The 18,665-nt window shown below is 66.8% G+C and carries 21 protein-coding genes; all 21 read left to right on the top strand.

Translation table 11 applies throughout. From position 1 onward, the window contains the following. Positions 1 to 154 precede the first annotated feature (154 nt). The 21 genes from Q0D52_RS05960 to Q0D52_RS05860 all read left to right on the top strand — a co-directional run bounded on the left by Q0D52_RS05960 (position 155) and on the right by Q0D52_RS05860 (position 18,593). On the top strand, positions 155 to 586 hold the full coding sequence (locus tag Q0D52_RS05960) for a hypothetical protein (RefSeq protein ID WP_114513499.1): 432 nt from the start codon (positions 155 to 157) through the stop codon (positions 584 to 586). Then, complete coding sequence (locus Q0D52_RS05955) at positions 570 to 1,853, top strand: PBSX family phage terminase large subunit (RefSeq protein WP_294380876.1); 1,284 nt, start codon at positions 570 to 572, stop codon at positions 1,851 to 1,853. Before Q0D52_RS05960 ends, Q0D52_RS05955 begins: the two co-directional genes overlap by 17 nt. Further along, on the top strand, positions 1,853 to 3,367 hold the full coding sequence (locus Q0D52_RS05950) for a phage portal protein (RefSeq protein ID WP_294380874.1): 1,515 nt from the start codon (positions 1,853 to 1,855) through the stop codon (positions 3,365 to 3,367). The genes Q0D52_RS05955 and Q0D52_RS05950 overlap by 1 nt, the downstream gene beginning before the upstream one ends. Further along, positions 3,367 to 5,040, top strand: a complete 1,674-nt coding sequence (locus tag Q0D52_RS05945; RefSeq protein WP_294380873.1) for a phage minor capsid protein — start codon at positions 3,367 to 3,369, stop codon at positions 5,038 to 5,040. Before Q0D52_RS05950 ends, Q0D52_RS05945 begins: the two co-directional genes overlap by 1 nt. Next, positions 5,037 to 5,240 carry a hypothetical protein gene (locus Q0D52_RS05940; protein ID WP_294380871.1) on the top strand — a complete coding sequence of 68 codons (204 nt, stop codon included), beginning with the start codon at positions 5,037 to 5,039 and terminating at the stop codon, positions 5,238 to 5,240. The genes Q0D52_RS05945 and Q0D52_RS05940 overlap by 4 nt, the downstream gene beginning before the upstream one ends. Positions 5,241 to 5,432: 192 nt before the next feature. Next, positions 5,433 to 5,990 (top strand): phage scaffolding protein, encoded by a 558-nt coding sequence (locus tag Q0D52_RS05935; protein WP_294380869.1) that lies wholly within the window; start codon positions 5,433 to 5,435, stop codon positions 5,988 to 5,990. Between the two features lie 3 nt (positions 5,991 to 5,993). Continuing rightward, positions 5,994 to 6,875 carry a hypothetical protein gene (locus tag Q0D52_RS05930; protein ID WP_294380867.1) on the top strand — a complete coding sequence of 294 codons (882 nt, stop codon included), beginning with the start codon at positions 5,994 to 5,996 and terminating at the stop codon, positions 6,873 to 6,875. Positions 6,876 to 6,889: 14 nt separating this feature from the next. After that, positions 6,890 to 7,054 (top strand): hypothetical protein, encoded by a 165-nt coding sequence (locus Q0D52_RS05925; protein ID WP_294380865.1) that lies wholly within the window; start codon positions 6,890 to 6,892, stop codon positions 7,052 to 7,054. Next, positions 7,044 to 7,403 carry a hypothetical protein gene (locus tag Q0D52_RS05920; protein ID WP_294380863.1) on the top strand — a complete coding sequence of 120 codons (360 nt, stop codon included), beginning with the start codon at positions 7,044 to 7,046 and terminating at the stop codon, positions 7,401 to 7,403. The genes Q0D52_RS05925 and Q0D52_RS05920 overlap by 11 nt, the downstream gene beginning before the upstream one ends. After that, positions 7,400 to 7,729 carry a hypothetical protein gene (locus tag Q0D52_RS05915; protein ID WP_294380862.1) on the top strand — a complete coding sequence of 110 codons (330 nt, stop codon included), beginning with the start codon at positions 7,400 to 7,402 and terminating at the stop codon, positions 7,727 to 7,729. The genes Q0D52_RS05920 and Q0D52_RS05915 overlap by 4 nt, the downstream gene beginning before the upstream one ends. Positions 7,730 to 7,731: 2 nt before the next feature. Then, positions 7,732 to 8,082: a minor capsid protein gene (locus Q0D52_RS05910; protein ID WP_294380860.1), complete on the top strand. Its 351-nt coding sequence runs from the start codon at positions 7,732 to 7,734 to the stop codon at positions 8,080 to 8,082. A 1-nt stretch (position 8,083) separates the two neighbouring features. Further along, positions 8,084 to 8,482: a minor capsid protein gene (locus Q0D52_RS05905; protein WP_294380858.1), complete on the top strand. Its 399-nt coding sequence runs from the start codon at positions 8,084 to 8,086 to the stop codon at positions 8,480 to 8,482. Between the two features lie 2 nt (positions 8,483 to 8,484). After that, the gene (locus Q0D52_RS05900) at positions 8,485 to 9,201 is read left to right on the top strand and encodes an Ig-like domain-containing protein (RefSeq protein WP_294380856.1); all 717 of its coding nucleotides are present in this window, start codon (positions 8,485 to 8,487) and stop codon (positions 9,199 to 9,201) included. 108 nt (positions 9,202 to 9,309) lie between these two features. Continuing rightward, positions 9,310 to 9,807 carry a hypothetical protein gene (locus Q0D52_RS05895; protein WP_294380854.1) on the top strand — a complete coding sequence of 166 codons (498 nt, stop codon included), beginning with the start codon at positions 9,310 to 9,312 and terminating at the stop codon, positions 9,805 to 9,807. After that, positions 9,807 to 10,463 (top strand): Gp15 family bacteriophage protein, encoded by a 657-nt coding sequence (locus Q0D52_RS05890; RefSeq protein ID WP_294380852.1) that lies wholly within the window; start codon positions 9,807 to 9,809, stop codon positions 10,461 to 10,463. Before Q0D52_RS05895 ends, Q0D52_RS05890 begins: the two co-directional genes overlap by 1 nt. A gap of 2 nt (positions 10,464 to 10,465) precedes the next feature. Next, positions 10,466 to 13,156, top strand: coding sequence for a phage tail tape measure protein (locus tag Q0D52_RS05885; RefSeq protein WP_294380850.1), 2,691 nt, complete (start codon positions 10,466 to 10,468; stop codon positions 13,154 to 13,156). Then, on the top strand, positions 13,153 to 13,845 hold the full coding sequence (locus Q0D52_RS05880; RefSeq protein WP_294380884.1) for a distal tail protein Dit: 693 nt from the start codon (positions 13,153 to 13,155) through the stop codon (positions 13,843 to 13,845). The genes Q0D52_RS05885 and Q0D52_RS05880 overlap by 4 nt, the downstream gene beginning before the upstream one ends. Before the next feature lie 20 nt (positions 13,846 to 13,865). Further along, positions 13,866 to 16,418, top strand: a complete 2,553-nt coding sequence (locus tag Q0D52_RS05875; RefSeq protein WP_294380848.1) for a phage tail spike protein — start codon at positions 13,866 to 13,868, stop codon at positions 16,416 to 16,418. 17 nt (positions 16,419 to 16,435) lie between these two features. After that, entirely contained in the window at positions 16,436 to 16,756 is a 321-nt protein-coding gene (locus Q0D52_RS05870; RefSeq protein WP_294380845.1) for a hypothetical protein, read from the top strand. 3 nt (positions 16,757 to 16,759) lie between these two features. Next, entirely contained in the window at positions 16,760 to 17,662 is a 903-nt protein-coding gene (locus tag Q0D52_RS05865; protein WP_294380843.1) for a BppU family phage baseplate upper protein, read from the top strand. A gap of 22 nt (positions 17,663 to 17,684) precedes the next feature. After that, on the top strand, positions 17,685 to 18,593 hold the full coding sequence (locus Q0D52_RS05860; protein WP_294380841.1) for a DUF6273 domain-containing protein: 909 nt from the start codon (positions 17,685 to 17,687) through the stop codon (positions 18,591 to 18,593). The last annotated feature ends 72 nt before the right edge of the window (positions 18,594 to 18,665 follow it).

The following is an 18,665-nucleotide window of genomic DNA, read 5'->3' as shown; positions in this document are numbered from 1 at the left end:
GTGCAGCCGCAGAGCGTGCAGCCGCAGAGCGTGCAGCCGCAGAGCGTGCAGCCGCAGAGCGTGCAGCCGCAGAGCGTTTCGCGCTTTCGCCGCGCGAGCGCGATGTGATCGCGTCGCTTGGCTAGCGCGAAACTAATCAGGAAGGAGGCCGCAGGTGCCCAAGAAGGACAAGCCGCTCACGGCGAAGCAGGAGGCGTTCGCCCGCGAGATGGCCAAGCCCCGCGCCAAGCAGCAGGACGCGTACCGCGCGGCCTACGACTGCAAGCGCATGAACTACAACTCGATAAGCTGCGCCGCGTCCAAGCTGATGCGCGACCCCCGAATCGCGCACAGAATCCAGGAAATCCGAGACGCGGCCGCCCAGGAGTGCCGCTGGGAGCTGCAGGACGCCGCCGCGCCGCTGTTCGAGGTGCTGGACGGCGCGCTGCCCATCTTCCGCCGCCAGGCGGCCGAGGGCAGCATCAACGGCGACGCGCGCCTGGCCATAACCGAGAGCGTGAAGCTGCTCAACGATATGTTCGGCGTGGACGGCGCGAAGGCCGCCATGGCGGAGGCGGGGGTGACCATCGTTGACGACCTCGGTTAGGCTCTCGGACGTCGTGGCCGCCGTGTTCGCCGGCGTATGGCGCTCCATCAAGGCGCACGAGTTCACGCACTACTGGTTCAAGGGCGGGCGCAACTCCACCAAGTCGTCGTTCATATCCATCGCCATCGTGCTGCTGATCATGCTCAACCCGAAGGCGAACGCCGTCGTGCTGCGCAAGGTCGGCAACACGCTGCGCACGTCCGTGTACGAGCAGATAGGCTGGGCGTGCGATGTGCTCGGCGTGGCCCGCCTGTTCGACTTCGGCCTGTCCCCTATGGAGGTGACGTACCGCCCCACCGGGCAGGTCATACGCTTCCTCGGGTGCGACAAGCCCAAGAAGCTGAAGTCGGCGAAGTTCCGCACAGGCTACTGCGCCGTAATGTGGTTCGAGGAGGTTGACGAGTTCGACGGCATGGACGAGGTGCGCAGCGTGCTGGCCACGTACCTGCGCGGCGGCGAGCGTTTCTGGGTGTTCTACAGCTACAACCCTCCCCGCTCGGCGCGCAACTGGGTGAACAAGGAGGCGCGCGACCTGGAGGCCCACCCCGGCGAGGACGGGCGCTTCATATGCCACACCACGTACCTGGACGTCATAGACGAGCACCCCGAATGGATAAGCGCCACGGCGCTGGCGGAGGCCGAGCGCAGCCGCCGCAAGACGCCCGAGTCCTACCGCTGGCAATGGCTCGGAGAGGTCATCGGCACGGGCTCCGAGGTGTTCCCCGACGAGCTGCTGGACATACGCCCCATAACGGACGAGGAGCGCGCGTCCATCTCCCTGCGCTCGTTCGGCGTGGACGCGGGCAGCGTGCACCCGTGGGTGTTCATGGAGGCGGGATACGACGAGAACGAGCGCGTGCTGTACCTGCTGGACGAGGAGAGCCGCCAGGGAACCGAGGCCATCGACGTCAAGACCGCCGAGCTGGTGGCCGCCAAGCTGCAGGAGGCCGAGGACCCCGCCGCCGACGTGTGGTGCGACAGCGCGGCGCGCGGCATGATCCTCTACTACCAGGAGCAGGGCATCGGCGCGCAGAAATCGCTCAAGCAGGGCCTGAACGCGCCCAAGAACCGCATCAGGTGGATGCAGAACCTCACACGCATAGTCATCGACCCCGACCGCTGCCCGCTCGCCGCCAAGGAGTTCCCCGAGTACGAGTACGTGTCGAACGGGCAGGGCGACATAACCGAGACACTGCCGAAGGTCAACGACGACGCGATAGACGCGGCGGGCTACGCCGCAGGACTGTGGATAAGGAGCAACCTCTGATGGAGAAGCGAGGCAACACGGGCTACGCCGAGGCGTGGCTGCGCCGCATGGGATACCAGCCGGACACCCGCATGCAGGGCATGGTGGACGTCTGGTTCGGGTGGTTCGCGGCGAACAACGGCTGGTACCACTACAGCGAGCGGCGCGGCTTCCGCGTGTACAAGCGCGAGCGCGCTAGCCTGCACCCGGCCGCGCTCGTGGCCGACGAGTGGGCCAGCCTGATAATGAACGAGAGCACGATCATCTCCAGCACGAGCGACGAGCGCCGCGCGTGGATGGCGCGATACTTCGCCAACCCCACGGCGACCGGCGGCGACGGCCAGGAGGCGCCGGAGGACGGCCAGCCGGCGGGGCAGCCGACCGAGGACAGCGGCGCGCCCTCCTCGTTCGCCATGGACAACGCCGACTTCATAGCCCGGGCGTTCGCCATGGGGACCGGCGCGTGGGTCATCGAGCCGCGAGGCGTGACCGACAACATCTACACCCCGGACGCCGAGCTGCGCATCGTGCGATACGACGCCACCCAGATACTCCCGCTGACGTGGAGCGCCGACGATTGCACGCAGTGCGCGTTCGTGGGCCGCGTGGAGGTCGGCGGGCACGACTACGACCAGTGCCAGGCGCACGTGCTCGTGGGCGGCACCTACCACATCCTCACGCAGCTGTTCGACACCAAGACGCACAAGCAGGTGGCGATCGAGGGCATCAGCGCCGACATGGACACGCACTGCACCCGCCCGCTGTTCAGCCTGGTGCGCCCCGCCGTGTCCAACCGCTACTACGGGTACTGCGCCATGGGCGCGAGCGTGTACGCCAAGGCCGTGGGCGCCATGAAGGTGGTGGACGAGGCCGTCACCTCCCTGCTCGACCACATCCGCGTGGGCCGCCCGCGCACGTTCGTGGACAAGACGCTCATAGAGTCGAAGAGCGAGAAGGGGCCGGACGGCTCCATGACCAAGACCTACTACGCCTTCGGCGAGGCCGACGACACCATCTTCTCCATGAACCCCGGCGACGAGGGGGCCTCCAAGATTCAGACCTCCCAGAGCGACCTCAAGGCGGACGAGAACGCCAGCGCCATCAACACGGGCCTGCGCCTTCTGTCGATCGCATGCGGCTTCGGCAACGGGTACTTCAGCTGGGAGGCGCACACGGGGCTCAAGACGGCCAAGGAGGTCGCCGCCGATAACTCGCAGCTGATGCGGTCCATCCACAGCCACGAGAACTCCCTGCGCAAGTCCATCGTGCGGCTGGTCAACGGGATGGCGGACGCCTGCCGCAACATCAAGGGCGAGGCGGTGCCGTACGGCGACGTGACGGTGGACTTCGACGACTCCATCATCAGCGACACGCAGAGCGCCCGCGAGATGGCCATGAGCGAGGTGGGCGCCGGCATCATGGCCCCGTGGGAGTACCGCCGCCGCTTCTACGGCGAGACCAGCAACGAGGCCAAGGCCAACGTGCCCGAGCAGCAGGGCGGCGCGTTCGACATGCTGGGCGACGGGCTGGCCTGATGCTGGGGCCGGACTACATAGAGCACTTCACCGACGCGGCGCAGGGGGCAATGGACGAGTACACCCTGCGCCTGGTGTGCATCTACGCCGCGCTCATAGGCTCCATAGACTTCGAGGGCGAGAGCGCCTACTCCCAGGCCGCCAGGAAGGCCGCGCTGGCCGCCAAGGACGTGCAGAAGGCCATGAGCGAGGAGGGCCGCAGAGCCGCGCGAGAGGCGGCCAAGGCGGCGGCCGAGGCGATCGCGAAAAGCGCCGAGGCCGACCTGGCAACGCTGGGCACGGCCATGGGCGCGCTGTCCAAGGCGATGCAGTGGAGGCTGCACAACTCCGCGCGGGCCACGGCAGCGGGCGTTCAGGAGGTGATCAGCCGCGACAACCTGAAGATGCCCGCCAACGTGCAGCGCGCGTACCTGGAGGTCGTGGCCCAGGCCGTGGCGCAGGTGAACTCGGGCATGGCCGGGTACGAGAAGGCGACCCGCGACGCCGTGCTGAAGCTGGCGCGGCGGGGCGTCTCGGTGGTGGACTACAAGAGCGGCGCGTGGGCGCAGGCGGACGTGGCCATGCGACGCCATATCCGCACCCAGGTGGCGCAGGCGGGCAGCCGCAACACGCTGGACCTCATGGAGGAGACCGGGCACGACCTCGTGCAGACCTCCTCGCACGGCGGGGCGCGCCCGAGCCACGCCAAGTGGCAGGGCCGCGTGTTCAGCCTGTCGGGCAAGTCCAAGAAGTACCCGCCCTTCAGCCGGACCGGGTACGGCGCCGTGGACGGCCTGTGCGGAGCGAACTGCAAGCACGACTTCGGCATCTACGTGGAGGGCCAGCCGCTGCGGTACGAGCGCGACCCCGACGGCGGCGACGAGAAGCGCGAGGAGCGGTACCAGGCCGAGCAGAAGCAGCGCGCCATCGAGCGCGAGATACGCGCCACGAAGCGAGAGGCGACCGCCCTGAAGGCGGCGGGGCTGGACGACACCAAGGAGCGCGTGCGCCTAGGCAAGCTGCAGAAGCGCCAGCGCGAGCACATAGCGGCCCACCACTACCTCGCCCGCGACTACTCGCGGGAGAACCCCTACGAGACGGGCAACAAGAAGCACGCCCTCACACGCCAGACGGCCAGCCGCACGGCCTTCATGGCGCAGCCGGACGTCAAGGCGGCCATAGCCGAGGCAGGCGTGAGCCGCAAGCGCGTGGGAGAGCTGGTCAAGGCGGGCGGCGATGGCTTCGGCCTCATGGCCAAGGCGGAGCGCGACAAGGTTCTCAGGACCGCCATAAACCAGGCCAAGGCCGAGAAGGCGCGCGACCTGCGCGTGGCCGACGCCGCAGCGATGGCGGTGCACGACGACAAGCAGGCGAAGCACATAGCGGGCAGCCGCCAGCACGAGCAGTACGTGGCGAACCTGAAACGCAAGGGCAGCGAGTACAAGGAGCCGAGCTGCATCACCGCGACGCTCGAAGAAGTGCGAGACCTCGTTTCAAAGCACGCGGGAACGGGGCTGGCGCGCGCAACGCGCGCCGGAAACTGGAACAAGCGCGAAGTTTGCGACGCGGGGCGCGTGATCGGATACGTAATCGGCGATAATGGAGAGCATATCCCGACCACGCGCTTCACCATCCACTACGCCGATGGCGACGTGCACATCGTCCCGGCGAAACCGAAGGAGGCACAGCAATGAAGCTATCGGAAGCGGTGAAGTACTTTCGCCAGCAGGTCAAGGTGACGTGCACCGACGGCCAGGTGGTCACGGGCAGGTTCGACGACTACCAGAGCGACGCCGAATCGCTGGACGAGCCGAACACCATAGGCATCGACAACGGCGCGGGCATCATCGTGGACATACCCGTCGACGAGGTGGAGAGCATCGCCGCCCTGTAACCACAACCGAATAGCGAACGGCTGCCAGGCCGCCCATCACGGGCGGCCTTTTCTTTTGCCTGGCGACACCTCGGGGAAGATGCGGTCACGCGATGGGGCGGCGACAACGGCCCCGCACGCGACCGCGGCGACAACGGCGGGCCATCCAAGCGCGCAGGGAAGCGCGACAACCAAACACGGAAGGAGCAAGCGATGGCGGACGACAACAAGCCCCAGGGCAACGAGGGCGGCGACAACGGCCAGCAGGCCGAGCCGGCGAAGGAGGTCGTGTCCTACGCGAAGTACAAGCGCGAGACCGACGAGTACCAGGAGCAGGTGAAGGCCCTCAAGGCCGAGCTGGAGCAGCGCGACAAGCAGATCGAGGAGTTCACCTCCAAGGCGGGCAACGCCGACGAGCTGCAGGCCGCGCTCGACAAGGCGAAGGCCGACAACGAGGCGTACAAGGCCGACGCCGAGAAGCGCGAGGCCGATATGCGCCGAGACTTCGCCATCGACACCAAGCTGGCGCAGATGGGCGTGCGCAACGCCAAGGCGGCGCGCGCGATCATCCCCAACATCGCCGAGGCGAAGCTGGACGAGCAGGGCAACCTGACCGGCATCGACTTCGACGCCCTGAAGAAGGACAACGCCTACATGTTCGCCGACCAGCCGCGTTCGAGCGCGGGCGGCGAGCAGAAGGGCGGCGCGGGCTCCGACGGCCTGGCGGACTTCCGCGCAGCTTTCGGACTGACCAACGAATCTAAGGAGTAAATCATGCCTAACAGCATCGAACTGCCCCATGGCTACGAGAACGTGCTCATGGAGGCGTACCGCAAGGAATCCCTGACCGCCGTGCTGGAGAGCGCCGCGCCCACGGGCAACATCGCGCAGATGGAGCAGCTGGGCGAGTTCTACTACCCCGTCTACAGCATGGGCGGCCTGGGCGACGTGAAGGACAACGGCCGCCTGCCCCAGAACAGCGGCGCGTCCCTGACCTGGAAGCCCATCAGCGCGAACTACGACCGAGGCACCATCCTCGAAATCGACCAGAAGGTCGACGCGCAGTCCTTCAACCTGGCGTTCGGAAACGCGGCCGCGCACTTCAACCGCAACAAGGTCGTGCCCGAAGGCGATGCGTTCGTGTTCTCCACCCTGTGCAAGGGCACGGGCATCAACAAGGAGCAGAAGACCTACACCGACGGCGCGGACATGCTCAAGGGCCTGAACGCCGCCATGTGCGACATGGACGAGAAGGAGGTGCCGGAGGAGGGCCGCGTGCTGTTCATCACCCCCACCCTGCTGGGCATGGTGAAGGACCTGGACACCACCAAGTCCCGCGAGGCGCTGGACGGCTTCTCCAGCATCGTGAAGGTGCCGCAGTCCCGCTTCTACTCCGCCATCGACCTTTTGGACGGCACCACCAAGGACGAGGAGATCGGCCACTACAAGAAGGACACGTCCGCCGTGGACATGAACTTCCTGATCGTGCACAAGGACGCCGTCATCCTGCGCTGGAACTTCGCGCACGGCAAGGTCATCGACGCCGAGGACAACCAGCAGGGCTTCGGCCACCTGTTCAAGTACCGCAAGTACGGCGTGTGCGGCGTGCGCGAGAATCTGGCGCACTACATCACCGCCGGCATGAAGGCAGCGTAGGAAGGAGGCGCGAGATGCGCGTAGTGGGACTGACGTTCGAGAAGAAGCCCGCCGCCAAGAAGAAGGCGGCCGCCAAGGGCAAGGAGCAGGCCGCGAAGGCCGAGGAGCATCCGGAGAAGGCCGCCGAGCAGGCCACGGAGCCGGAGAAGGCCGAGGAGGCCGAGGGCGATGGGGACTAGCGCCCCGACCTACGAGGACTACCTGGCATCCGGGCGCGGGGAGCTGTCCGCCGAGGAGTTCAAGGCGGCGCTCCCCCACGCCACGGCGGCCGTGCGCGACCTGATCTTCCCCAACGAGCCGGACGGCTCCGAGGAGTGGGCGCGCGCGGTCATGGCGGCCTGCGAGGTCGACGCAGCGTACGGATGCTCCGGCGGCATCATGGAAGGCGGAGGGTTCACCGTCGGCTCGTTCTCGTGGAACCCCGGCACCGGGATAGAGGGCAGCTACCGCCGCGACATGCAGGCGGCCGTGCAGAGCGAGCTGCTGGGCACGCCGCTGCTGTATCAGGGCCTGGGGGGTGCGAGATGATGCGGGTGCCGCGCTCGGCGCGGCCCTCCACCATGTTCGTCAAAGTCCCCAAGGAGGGCGGCTATGGCGGCGAGTTCGAGCAGCCCATCGAGGTGTGCCGCGTGCGCTTCGAGCCGGCATCGGCGTGGCTCGTGCGCGAGTACGCCCTGGGCGACGGGGCGCAGGGCCTCGTGATAGCCGACGGCGTGGACAGCCCGGGCATGTTCGACGTGCCCGTGGGCAGCCGCGTGAGCATCGACGGGGGCGAGTGGATGAACGTGGCGAGGTGCACGCCCCGCCGCGCGTTCGGCACCATCCCCCACCACTGGGAACTGGAGGTGAGGTAGCAATGCCCGCAGCAGTGACGGTCGACCTGACCAAGCTCATGAAGCGTTTCAGCGCGAAGGAGCTGGAGGCCAAGCAGGTGAAGTTCGCCATGAGCGTGGCCGAGGACATGAACGCCTACACGCCCGAGGACTCCAAGCACCTGCACAAGACCATGCAGGCGGCCTCCGACTTCAGGCAGGGCTTCGTCATATGGGACGCAGACTACGCCGCCGCCGTGCGAGAGCTGCCCGACAGCTCCATCAAGCACGGCAAGAACCCGAGGGCGAGGGCCGACTGGCCGAAGGCCGCGAAGGACGCGCACGGCGAGGATTGGAAGCGCCTGGCCGTCGACCTCCTGACCGAGGGGGCGTGATATGGCGCTGGACGTGATGGAGGCGGCGAAGGCCGCCATAGAGGCCCTGGGCTACGGCCCGGTGCTCCTCACCCGCCTGGCAGCATCGCGCGGCCACGACGACGCGGTGGTGCTGCGGCCCATGCCCACGGCCGACGTGGTGCGCCACATGGACGGCACCCGCCGCGTGGGATACGTGCTGCAGGTCATCGTGAAGGCCACCTCCGAGGCCAAGGCCATGAACGACGCCTACGACCTGGCCGACGCGTTGGACGGCGCCGACCTGTCCTCGCCCACGGGCTCCTACGGGTTCACGAGCGCGGCGCTGTACACCGAGCCGCAGGAGATAACGCCGCCGGAGGGCGGGCCGTACCTGTGGGAGTTCCGAATCAAAGCGATCATAACCATAGAGAAGGGATAACGATGGCAAAGAACCAAGACCTCGGCTTCGCGCCAAACTACATGAGCGCGCTGGAGGTTGACATCACGCCCGAGGCGGCGACCCCCACGTGGGCCATCTTCTCGCGCGGCATCACCGAGGTGAAGCCGACCACCAACGAGACCACCGACACCAAGGACTACTACGACGGCTACGGCACGCCCACCGACAAGGTGAAGAGCGTGCAGCCGCAGTACGAGGTCACGGGCGACCGCTGCTACGGCGACCCCGCGCAGGACTACGTGGCCAGCCTGGCGCTGGAGACCGGCGACGGCCGCACGGGCCACTTCCGCCACACCGACCCCAACGGCGACGTGGTGGAGGGCAACTGCACCTACCTGAACCTGACCGTGGGCTCCCAGCAGGGCGCCGCGTCCGACCCGGGCGCGTTCTCCTGCACCATCTCCGGAGCGGGCGCCATGAGCTTCATCGAGGCCAACAAGCTGAAGCAGCCTGCAAGCGTGACGTGCACCGCGCCGACCGGGGCCACCGTCGACAAGTCCGTGAAGCTGGCGCCTGTGGTGATGCCCGCCGAGGCGAACCCCAAGTGCTTCTTCGCCTCCGGCAACACCGACATTGCGACCGTGGACAGCGACGGCAACGTGACCGGCGTGGCAGCGGGCAAGGCCGTCATCACCGTGCGCTGCGCGTCCAAGCCGAGCCTCTGCACGCAGGTGGAGGTGACCGTCGCGGCGAAGTAGCGCCAGGCGACACCAGACATAACCTCCCAGACATGGGGGCGCGGGCTAGTGAGCGGCCCGCGCCCCTTTTCTATGCCCAACGCTCACCGCTCACGAAAGGGGCAGCAAATGGAACTTTTGAAAAACATCCGCGCGTATGAGGACGTGTACTTCGAGGACCCCGAGGAGAACCCCGACACGCCGCGCTTCCGCGTGTGGTTCGACGACAAGCACATCGAGGAGTACCTGGCCAAGGTCGGCAACGCCATCGACCGCGCGCAGGCCAACGAGCAGATGGCGCGCGGGGCTGACACCCCCGAGAAGGCGGCCGAGGCCAACGCCGCGCAGGCCCGCCTGATCAAGCGCACCGTCTCGGTGTTCATCGGCACCGAGGGCTGGGAGGAGCTGCTCGCATGGATGGGCGGCAAAGATGGCCCCATCGTTCCCGAGGAGAACATCCGCATCCTTGGCGAGGTGTTCGCAACGTTTCTGAACATGCTCGGGCGCCACGCGACCAGCGAGCAGCTGATGGCCTGCGGCCTGATGTACAGCGAGCGCGCGGAGCAGGTCCAGGCGCTCAACCGCGCACAGCGCCGCGCCAAGGGCAAGCGCAAGAAGGGCAAGTAATGCTCCCCGCCGCGCTCACGGCGGAGCGGGTGCGGCTGCCGGACGGGACCAGCGCCACGCGCTACCCGTGGAACGGCGAGGACGTGCTGGTGCGCGACGACGCACTCACGATCATCCGCGTCATCGAGGTGCTGACCGACGAGGGCAAGTCCGACGAACAGCGCCGGGACGAGTTCCTGGCGCTGTTTTTCGTGGACTGGGCGGACGCGTGGTGCGCATGCGACTACGACGCCGCCGAGTTCATGCGGATGCGCGACGCAGCGGTGTGGGATATGTGCGGGCTGGACCTGACCGGCAACCGCCCGCACGAAACGCCTCTGTGGGACCTCGAAGAGGACGCCGCGCGCATCCGCATCAGCTTCCGGCAGACCTACGGCATCGAGTGGGACGAGGTGCGAGGGCGGATCAGCTTCGCCGAGTTCGTGGCGCTCGTCGGCGGATGCCCGCAGGACACGCCGCTCGGCGCCGCCATCCACTACCGCAACCCGGCGACCAAGCCGAAGCCAACCAAATACAACAGGCAGGAGGTCGAGGCCTGGAACGCCGCCCACAAGGCGTTCGAACTCGGCAAAGGCCGCAGCTCACACGGCTCTGAGGAAGGAAGCGACGCGGCGATGCGCGATGTTTTCGCCGCGCTCAAGAGAGCAACGAGGTGAGCATGGACGGCAGCGTCATCATCAAAGCGGTGCTCGACACCGTAGACGTATCCAAGAACATCAAAGCCCTGGAGCGCGACCTCCAGGGCATCTCCTGGAAGAACATAACCGAAGGCGACGAGAAGGCGGCGAAGCTGTCCTCCTCGTTCAAGAAGGCCGGCACCGCCGCCACGCTGACGCTCACCGCGCCCGTGGTGGCCGCCGGCAAGGCCGTGTTCGGCGTGGCCAGCGACTACGAGCAGGCCAACGCCCGCATAGCCGCCGCGTTCGGCGTCTCCGGCGAGGAGGCGGAACGCTTCAGCGGCATAGGCAAGCGTATCTACGAGGGCGGCTGGGGCCAGTCCCTGGACGAGGTCAACGACGCGCTGATCCAGTGCAAGTCCACCCTGCGCGACGTGTCCGACGAGGACCTGCAGACCGTCACCACCAACGCGCTCATGCTGTCGCAGACGTTCGGGGCCGACGTGAACGAGTCCATACGCGGCACCAACGCCCTCATGGAGGGCTTCGGCCTGTCGGCCACCGAGGCCAGCGACCTGCTCACGGCGGGCATGCAGCGCGGCCTGAACTACACCGACGAGCTGGGCGACAACCTGAGCGAGTACAGCGTGCGCTGGGGCGAGGCCGGCATGAGCGCCAGCGAGTACTTCAGCCTGCTGGAGGCCGGCACGTCCAACGGCGCGTACAACCTGGACAAGGTGGGCGACTACCTCAACGAGTTCCTGACCGCGCTGGCGGACGGCCGCATGGAGGAGTCCATCGGCTCGTTCAGCGAGGGCACGCAGGAAGTATTCGAAAACTTCAAGAACGGAAGCGCCACCGCCGAGGACATGCTGCAGGCGGTGCTGGGCGACCTGACGCAGATGCCCAACGAATACGATAAGGCCGCGCTGGCCTCCACCCTGTGGTCCTCTCTCGGCGAGGACAACGCCATGGGCATGATCGAGTCCCTGGCGGGCGTGCAGGACAGCTTCGGCGACGTGGCCGGCGCCGCAGAGCAGGCCCAGGAGGCCGCCTCCGATAGCTTCGCCGTGAAGTCGCAGGAGGCCATGCGCGAGCTGCAGGGCTCCATCGAGCCGCTGGGGCAACCGCTCCTCAACATCGCCACCAACGTGGCCGGCGTCGTCAAGTCGTTCTCCGAGTGGTTCGCAGGCATCGGCGAGGGCGGCCAGACCGCCGTTCTCGCGATCGCCACGATAGCGGCCGCCATCGGCCCTGTGCTTTCGACGGTCGGCACCGTCGTGGACACCGTGCCGAAAATCGGCGCGGCCTTCCAGGTGGTCGGCAAGCTGGGCACCGGCGCGCTGGGGCTCATAGCCGCCCATCCCGTGGTCGCGGCCATCGCGGCCATCATCGCCGCCGTCGTGCTGCTGTGGAACAACTGCGAGGGGTTCCGCGACGCGGTAACGGCAATCTGGGACGCGGTATGCCAGGCGTTTCAGGTCGCCGTGCAGGTCGCGGGCGAGGTCGCGCAGTCCGTCGGCGGGTTCTTCTCCCGGCTCGGCGAGACGCTGGGCGGAATCTGGGACGGGATATGCGCCACGGTTCAGGGGGCCATGGAGGCCATAGCCGGGTTCTTCCAGGGGATGGCCGACACCGCCGCGAGCGTCTGGGACGGCATCTGCAACGTGGTGCAGGTGGCGGTCATGCTGCTAGGCGAGATATTGAACCTCGCCATAGAGGTGTTGCTCGCCCCGTGGACCTTCATCTGGGAGAACTTCGGCAGCCAGCTGAGCGCGGCGTGGGACGCCATATGCGCGGCAGTGGGCGCCTACCTGGAAGCCGTGAGCCAGAACATCACCGCCGTGCTGACCATCCTCTCCGAGTGGTGGTCCGCCGCCTGGGGCGCGATCAGCTCCGTGGCGAGCGCGGTGTGGGAGGCCATCAGCTGGGCGGTGACGACCTACATCACCGCCGTGCAAACGAACATACAGACGGTCCTCGGCATCATCCAGGCGGTGTGGAGCACGGTCTGGGGCGCGGTCAGCTCGACAGCATCCAGCATATGGGGCGCGATCAGCTGGGCGATAGGCGCGGCCATTAACGCCATCAGCTCCACCATCTCGGCGGTGCTGTCGGCAATCCAGGCCGTGTGGAACTCCATATGGGGAGCGGTCAGCTCCACCGCGTCGAGCGTGTGGGGCGGCATCAGCTCGACCATATCCGGCATCGTGAACGGCATCCGCGACACCATCTCCAGCGTGTTCAGCGCCGCGCGTGACACCGTGTCGAGCGTGTGGGACTCCATCAAGAGCGCCATAGAGACGCCGATACAGAACGCGCGGGACACCGTGCGCAACGTCATCGACACGATAAAGGGGTACTTCAACTTCTCGTGGTCGCTGCCGGACCTCAAGCTGCCGCACCTGTCCGTCAACGGCTCGTTCAGCATCGACCCGCCTTCCGTCCCGAGCTTCGGGCTCAGCTGGTACGCGAAGGGCGGCGTGTTCAACGGCCCCAGCGTCATCGGCGTCGGCGAGGCCGGCCCGGAGGGCGTCGTGCCGTTCAACGAGAGGGGCGCGCGCCCGCTCGCCGAGGGCATCGCCAAGCTGCTCGACGGCAAGGGCGGGGCCGCGCGCGGCGACACAAACGTGACCATCAACGTGTACGCGACCGTGCGGGAGGAGGCCGATATCGAGAAAATATCCCGCCAAATCGCGAAGGAGATCAAACGGCAGGAGTGCTTCGCATGATATACAACGGCTTCGACTTCGGGCCATGGTTCGACACCCGGCTCATGACCCGCTCGCTGCTACCCGACTACGACATAACCACCAGGACCGTGCCGGGAACGCCCGGCGAGCGGTTCATGCGCGCGGACCTGAAGCCGCTGTCCATAGAAGTGACGGCGGCCTTCCGCGCCCGCCCCACCGACGACATGGCGGCGGTCCGCCGCCTCATGGCTTCGAGGCTGCTGTGCCTGAAGGAGGCGGACCTGTGGCTGGACGACGAGCGCCACCTGGGCCTGCGATACAAGGCGGTGCTCACGTCCCCCGGCGAGCTCGACACGCTCTGGCACACGGGAGAGGCGATGCTGACCTTCACCGCGTACGACCCCATAGCCTACGGGGCGGACGCGCAGGCCACGTTCTCGGGCACCTCCTCGCTGCAGGTCGGCGGGACGTTCCGCACGTACCCGGTCGTGACCATCACGCCGGGCGGCAACACCTCCACGCTGCGCCTGACGAACATGGACACGGGGCAGTACGTGCAGGTCGACGAGGCCGTATCGGCATCGACCCCGGTGGTGATAGACATGGCCGCGCCGCAGGCGACGGTGAGCAGATCGGCGGCGCGCGTGACGTTCGACAGCGACTTCTTCTCGCTAGAGCCTGGGGCGAACACGCTGCGGGTGTCGAGCGGGACCGCAGTGGCGAGATGAACGGAAAGGTACGTGGGCTGATGCTGCTATGGGTCACAAACAGATGGGAGACGTACAAGGGGCCCATCAAGACGCTGTTCGAGTGCAAGGACACGCGCGAGGTCAACGGCGAGAACGCCTTGAGCATCACCACGCTTGCGCGCCTGGACAAGGGCGACCGCCTGGTGTGGCGCGACCTCAAGGGCCGATGGCACGAGAACATCGTGGACGGCGTGGAGGAAGAGCGCGCGAGCGCGGGCATCCTCTACACGTATTACTGCCCCACCTCCGCGCAGGTCGAGCTGCTGGGCGACTACCTGGAGGACAAGCGCCCCTACGACGTGAGCGCATACACCGCGCTGGCCTCGGCGCTGTCCTCCTCGCGCTGGCAGGTCGGCACCGTCGATGACCTTGGGCAGGCGGGCACGAACTTCTACCACACCAACGCATGGGCGGCCATACACGACGTGGCGGACACCTGGGGCGGCGAGCTGTCGTTCGAGATACAGGTGAGCGGCACCAAGGTGACCTCGCGCCGCGTTTGCATGGCAAAGCAGGTCGGCGAGGACAACGGCAAGCGTTTCACCTACGCCAAGGACCTCGTGAGCGTCCGCCGCAGCGTGGACGAGGGCAACGTGTGCACCGCCCTGTACGGCTACGGCAAGTCCCTGCAGACCACCGACGACGACGGCAACCTGACGGGCGGCTACGACCGAAAGCTGACGTTCGGCGACGTGAACGGCGGGCAGAACTGGGTGGGCAGCGCCGACGCGCTGGCCCGCTGGGGACGGCCCGACGGCAAGGGCGGCAAGGCGCACGTGTTCGGCGACGTGGAGTTCTCCGACTGCGAGGACGCGGCCGAGCTTAAGAAGCTCACCGAGGAACAGCTGGCGAAGTCGTGCGTCCCGGTCGTGTCGTACACCGTGGACGCCGTGGCGCTCGCCAGGGCCGGAGAGGGCTTCGAGGGCGCTGACGAGGGCGACCTCGTGACCGTGCTCGACATGGTGTACAACCCTCCCCTGCGCGTCCAGACCAGAATCACGAAGGTGGTCGAGGACCAGCTGCGCCCCGGCGAGGTCACCTACACGTTCGGCAACTACCAGACGATCGCCGAGCTGATGGCCGCGCAGAAGTCGGCCGCCAAGTCCACCGCCTCGACCATCCGGGCGACCGTGACCGAGGCTGTGAACGCCTCGAACAGGGCATCGACCGGCAAGTGGGGCGAGAGCCTGGCAGCCTCCGAGGAACGCCAGAAGGCGTACACCAAGGAGGTCGGCGGCGCCGCCAAGGACTACACCGACGAGATAAGGGACGAGCTGGACAAGGCCCTCAAGGAGTACGCCGACAACGGGGACACCATGCTGGAGGAGGCGCTGAAGAAGTACTCCGACGACGGCAACCTGACCCTGGACGAGGTGCTGCGCCTGTACACCGACACGTCGATAGAGCAAAGCGAGAACGCGCTCAAGCAGATAGACGAGGCCAACAAGGAGTACCTGGAAGGCGTCACGGACAAGCTGGACGAACGGCTGACGAGCGCCGAGGGCGAGGTGGATGGGCTGCAGAAGCAGCTCGACCAGCTGCCGACGGATATCCGCAAGAAGATCGTGGAAATGCTCAACAGCGAGATAAACACCACGGGCGGGTGGGTGTACGAGGAGCCGGGCCAGGGCATCCTCGTGTACGACAAGAAGCCCGAGAGCGCGACCAAGTGCGTGAAGATAGGAGGCGGCGTCATCGGCGTGGCCAACTCCAAGTACTCCACCGGAGCCTGGAAGTGGCGCACGGCCATCACCGGCGACGGCGTGACCGCCGACGAGCTGACCACGGGCCGAATCAAGGGCGGGAACTCCTACTGGGACCTCGACAGCGGCGCCTTCTACCTGCGCGACGGCTCCATCTTCATGACGGACAGCAACGGCAACAAGGTGTACATCAACGCCACCAACGGCTTCCAGATATACAGCAAGACCGGCTCCATCATCGCCGGCACCGTGCTGGTGGGCAACACCGCCATGTTCCGTTGCAACATGGTGGGCACGTCGTCCACGAACTACATCACAACGGGCACCACGACGGACAACCGGCCCGGCGCCTCGTTCGTCAACAACACGGCCGAGTACTGCACCATCGAGGCACTTCATGCCGTGGACAACCCGACGGCGAATGCGACCGACGGTGTAGGCATATCGTCATGCGGCTACGGGTTCCTTAGCGCGAACCGCTATTACCGGCAAACGAGGCTTACGACCCCCTACTACAAGGGGCACATGAGCTTCCCCGACGAGATGCTGTATATGAGGAGCGGCAACAGCAGCGGGGGCGGATCGCCGTATGTGAAGCTGCAGGAGAACTCAAGCAACTACCTGTACCTGGACAACGGGCGTGCCGACCTCGGCGCGTCAGGCACCGTCAGGATACTCGCGCCGAAGTTCGCCATGAGCGCAAGCACGGGCTCTGGCGGCACCTACGGGTACACGGGATCAACGCAGTTCATCGGGTGCATCACCAACAACGGCAACAACTGGACGTGGGGCACCATCAACGTGGTGAACGGAATCATCACCGGCATGAGCAGCATCACGGGAAACTAGACCAGAGAGGAAACGGAATGTTCTACCACCTTGTACAGATGCCGGAGGCCCCGCAGGCGTTCGACGGCGCGCCGGAGCCGCCCGAGGCGCTGCCGGTGCTTGAATGCATCAGCGACCCGGCGACGGCCCGCGCCATCGTGGAGTCGGAAGACGTGTACGAGTTCGACGGCAAGGGCGGATTCGCGCTCGTCTCAAGCCCCGTGGCCGTCATGGACATGGAAGGAGGCGAAGCGAACGCCGTGGACTTCTCGGCGATGACAGACGAGGAGATATGCGGGATACACAGCGCGCAACCCGGCGACACATCGCGGACCATCAAATCCGAAGAGAAGGAGTGACGCATGGCAACGCACGAGATCACGCTCAACCTCAAGAAGACGAACATAGCGCCGCCGGTCATAACGGTGCACCAGGGCGACAGCGCGGAGGTCCTGAAGGCCGCCATCTACGACGGCGACAAGAAGGCGGCCCTGACGGGCTGCAAGGTGCACCTCATGGCCGCGAAGCCCGACCACACCTACGTGGAGCAGCAGTTCACGGGCATCAGCGACAACGTGGCCACCGTGACCGTCAACCCGGCGGCGTTCGGCGTCGCAGGGCTGCTCAAGGTCTGCTACGTGCGCGTGCGCGACGCGGCGGGGCTGGACGCGACCACCGAGAACATCCTCGTGAACGTCCTCCCCTCCGCGAGCGCGGCGGGCACCGTGTCCGGGCCGTACGTGGACGCGGTGGAGGCGATCGTTGCCGACCTGAGGTCGCAGCTCGCCGACGTAACCGCGCTCAACACGCAGATGCAGAAGGCCGAGGCTTCGCGCGCCGCCGCCGAGAAGCAGCGCGCCACCAACGAAACCGTGCGCAAGACCGCCGAGAGCGGACGCGTGGAGGCGGAGAAGGGGCGCGTCATCGCCGAGAGCGCCCGCGCGACCGAGGCCGCTCAGCTGAAAACGGCCTCGCAAGCCGCCACGGCGGCGGCAAACGGCGCAGCCTCGAACGCCAACGCGGCAGCAAACACCGCCCTGCAGATAGCCAACAGCGTGGCGCAGGGCAGCGCGGGCAGCTCGGACATGGCCAAGCAGAAGCAGCAGATAGCCGACCTGTACGGCAAGCTGGCCGACGCCACGGACGCGTTCATCTACGACGACGGCACCGTGTACTGCCCAGCCTCCAAGGCGAGCGCATCGGGCAGCACCGTCACGTTCGGGAGCACCTGCACGGCATCCGGCACCACCCTCACGCTCAAATAGACCGAAGAAGGAAGGAAACGAAATGGCACAAGCGAAAACCCTGTCGGTGGGTGGCACCGGCTACGAGATCATCGACGAGACCGCGCGCGCCAACGCGCAGACGGCGCTCAACAACGCCGAATACAACCGTCAGGGCCAAATCGGCAAATACGGCGGGCAGAGCATCGCGGAAATCCTGGCGGGCGAGATCGGCTCGGGCACCGTGTACGACGCCCTGCACAAGCGCATCGCCGCCGCGAACTTCGCGGGCCTGCGCGTGGGCGACTACCTGGACGTGCCCCTCGTGAGCGCATCCGCCGTCGCAGCCCAGCAGTCCGTGCGCTTCCTGCTGGCCCACATCGACCCGTACTACTGCTGCGGCGACCAGAGCAAGGGCCACCACATCGCGTTCGTGGCGTCCGCTCCCGTGTCCGTGGCCAAGACCGTAACCGGCGTGGCCAACGACAGCTTCCTGATGTGGAACACGACGAACACGAACCAAGGGACGGCCGAGACCAAGAACCCCTACCTGGGGAGCAACCTCAAGGCGTGGGAGACGGCCTTCGAGGCGTGCCTGCCCGAGGGCCTGACCAAATACCTGCTGACCCAGCGCGTCCTGTTGGAGGAGCGGTACAGCGCCAGCGGCGCGATCAACGACTCCAACAATTGGAGCTGGCAGGATATCGGCAAGGTGTGGTCGCTATCGGAGATGGAGGTCTACGGCTGCCCCGTGTGGGGCACGCCAGGCTGGTCCGTCGGCTTCGACTGCCAGTTCGATCTGTTCCATGACACGGCGCACCGAGTCAACGGAAGTCGGTGCATTTGGTGGCTGCGTTCCGTCATGGGTGGCTCCTCGTCCAGCGTGTGCTATGTCCACAGCGGCGGCATTGCCAGCTACTACTCGGCGACGACCACCTGGGTTCGCCCCCGCCCCGGCTTCCTCGTCGGCTAACCAGCCGAGTGCTCTATACTCTGCTTTTAGGCGACCGCCTTGCGCGGTCGCCTTCCGCCCGCGAAGCGGGCC

Source organism: uncultured Senegalimassilia sp., assembly GCF_934630535.1.
Lineage (GTDB): Bacteria > Actinomycetota > Coriobacteriia > Coriobacteriales > Eggerthellaceae > Senegalimassilia.
The sequence above is the reverse complement of the archived record's forward strand: the minus strand, read 5'-3'. Positions and strand labels throughout refer to the sequence as shown.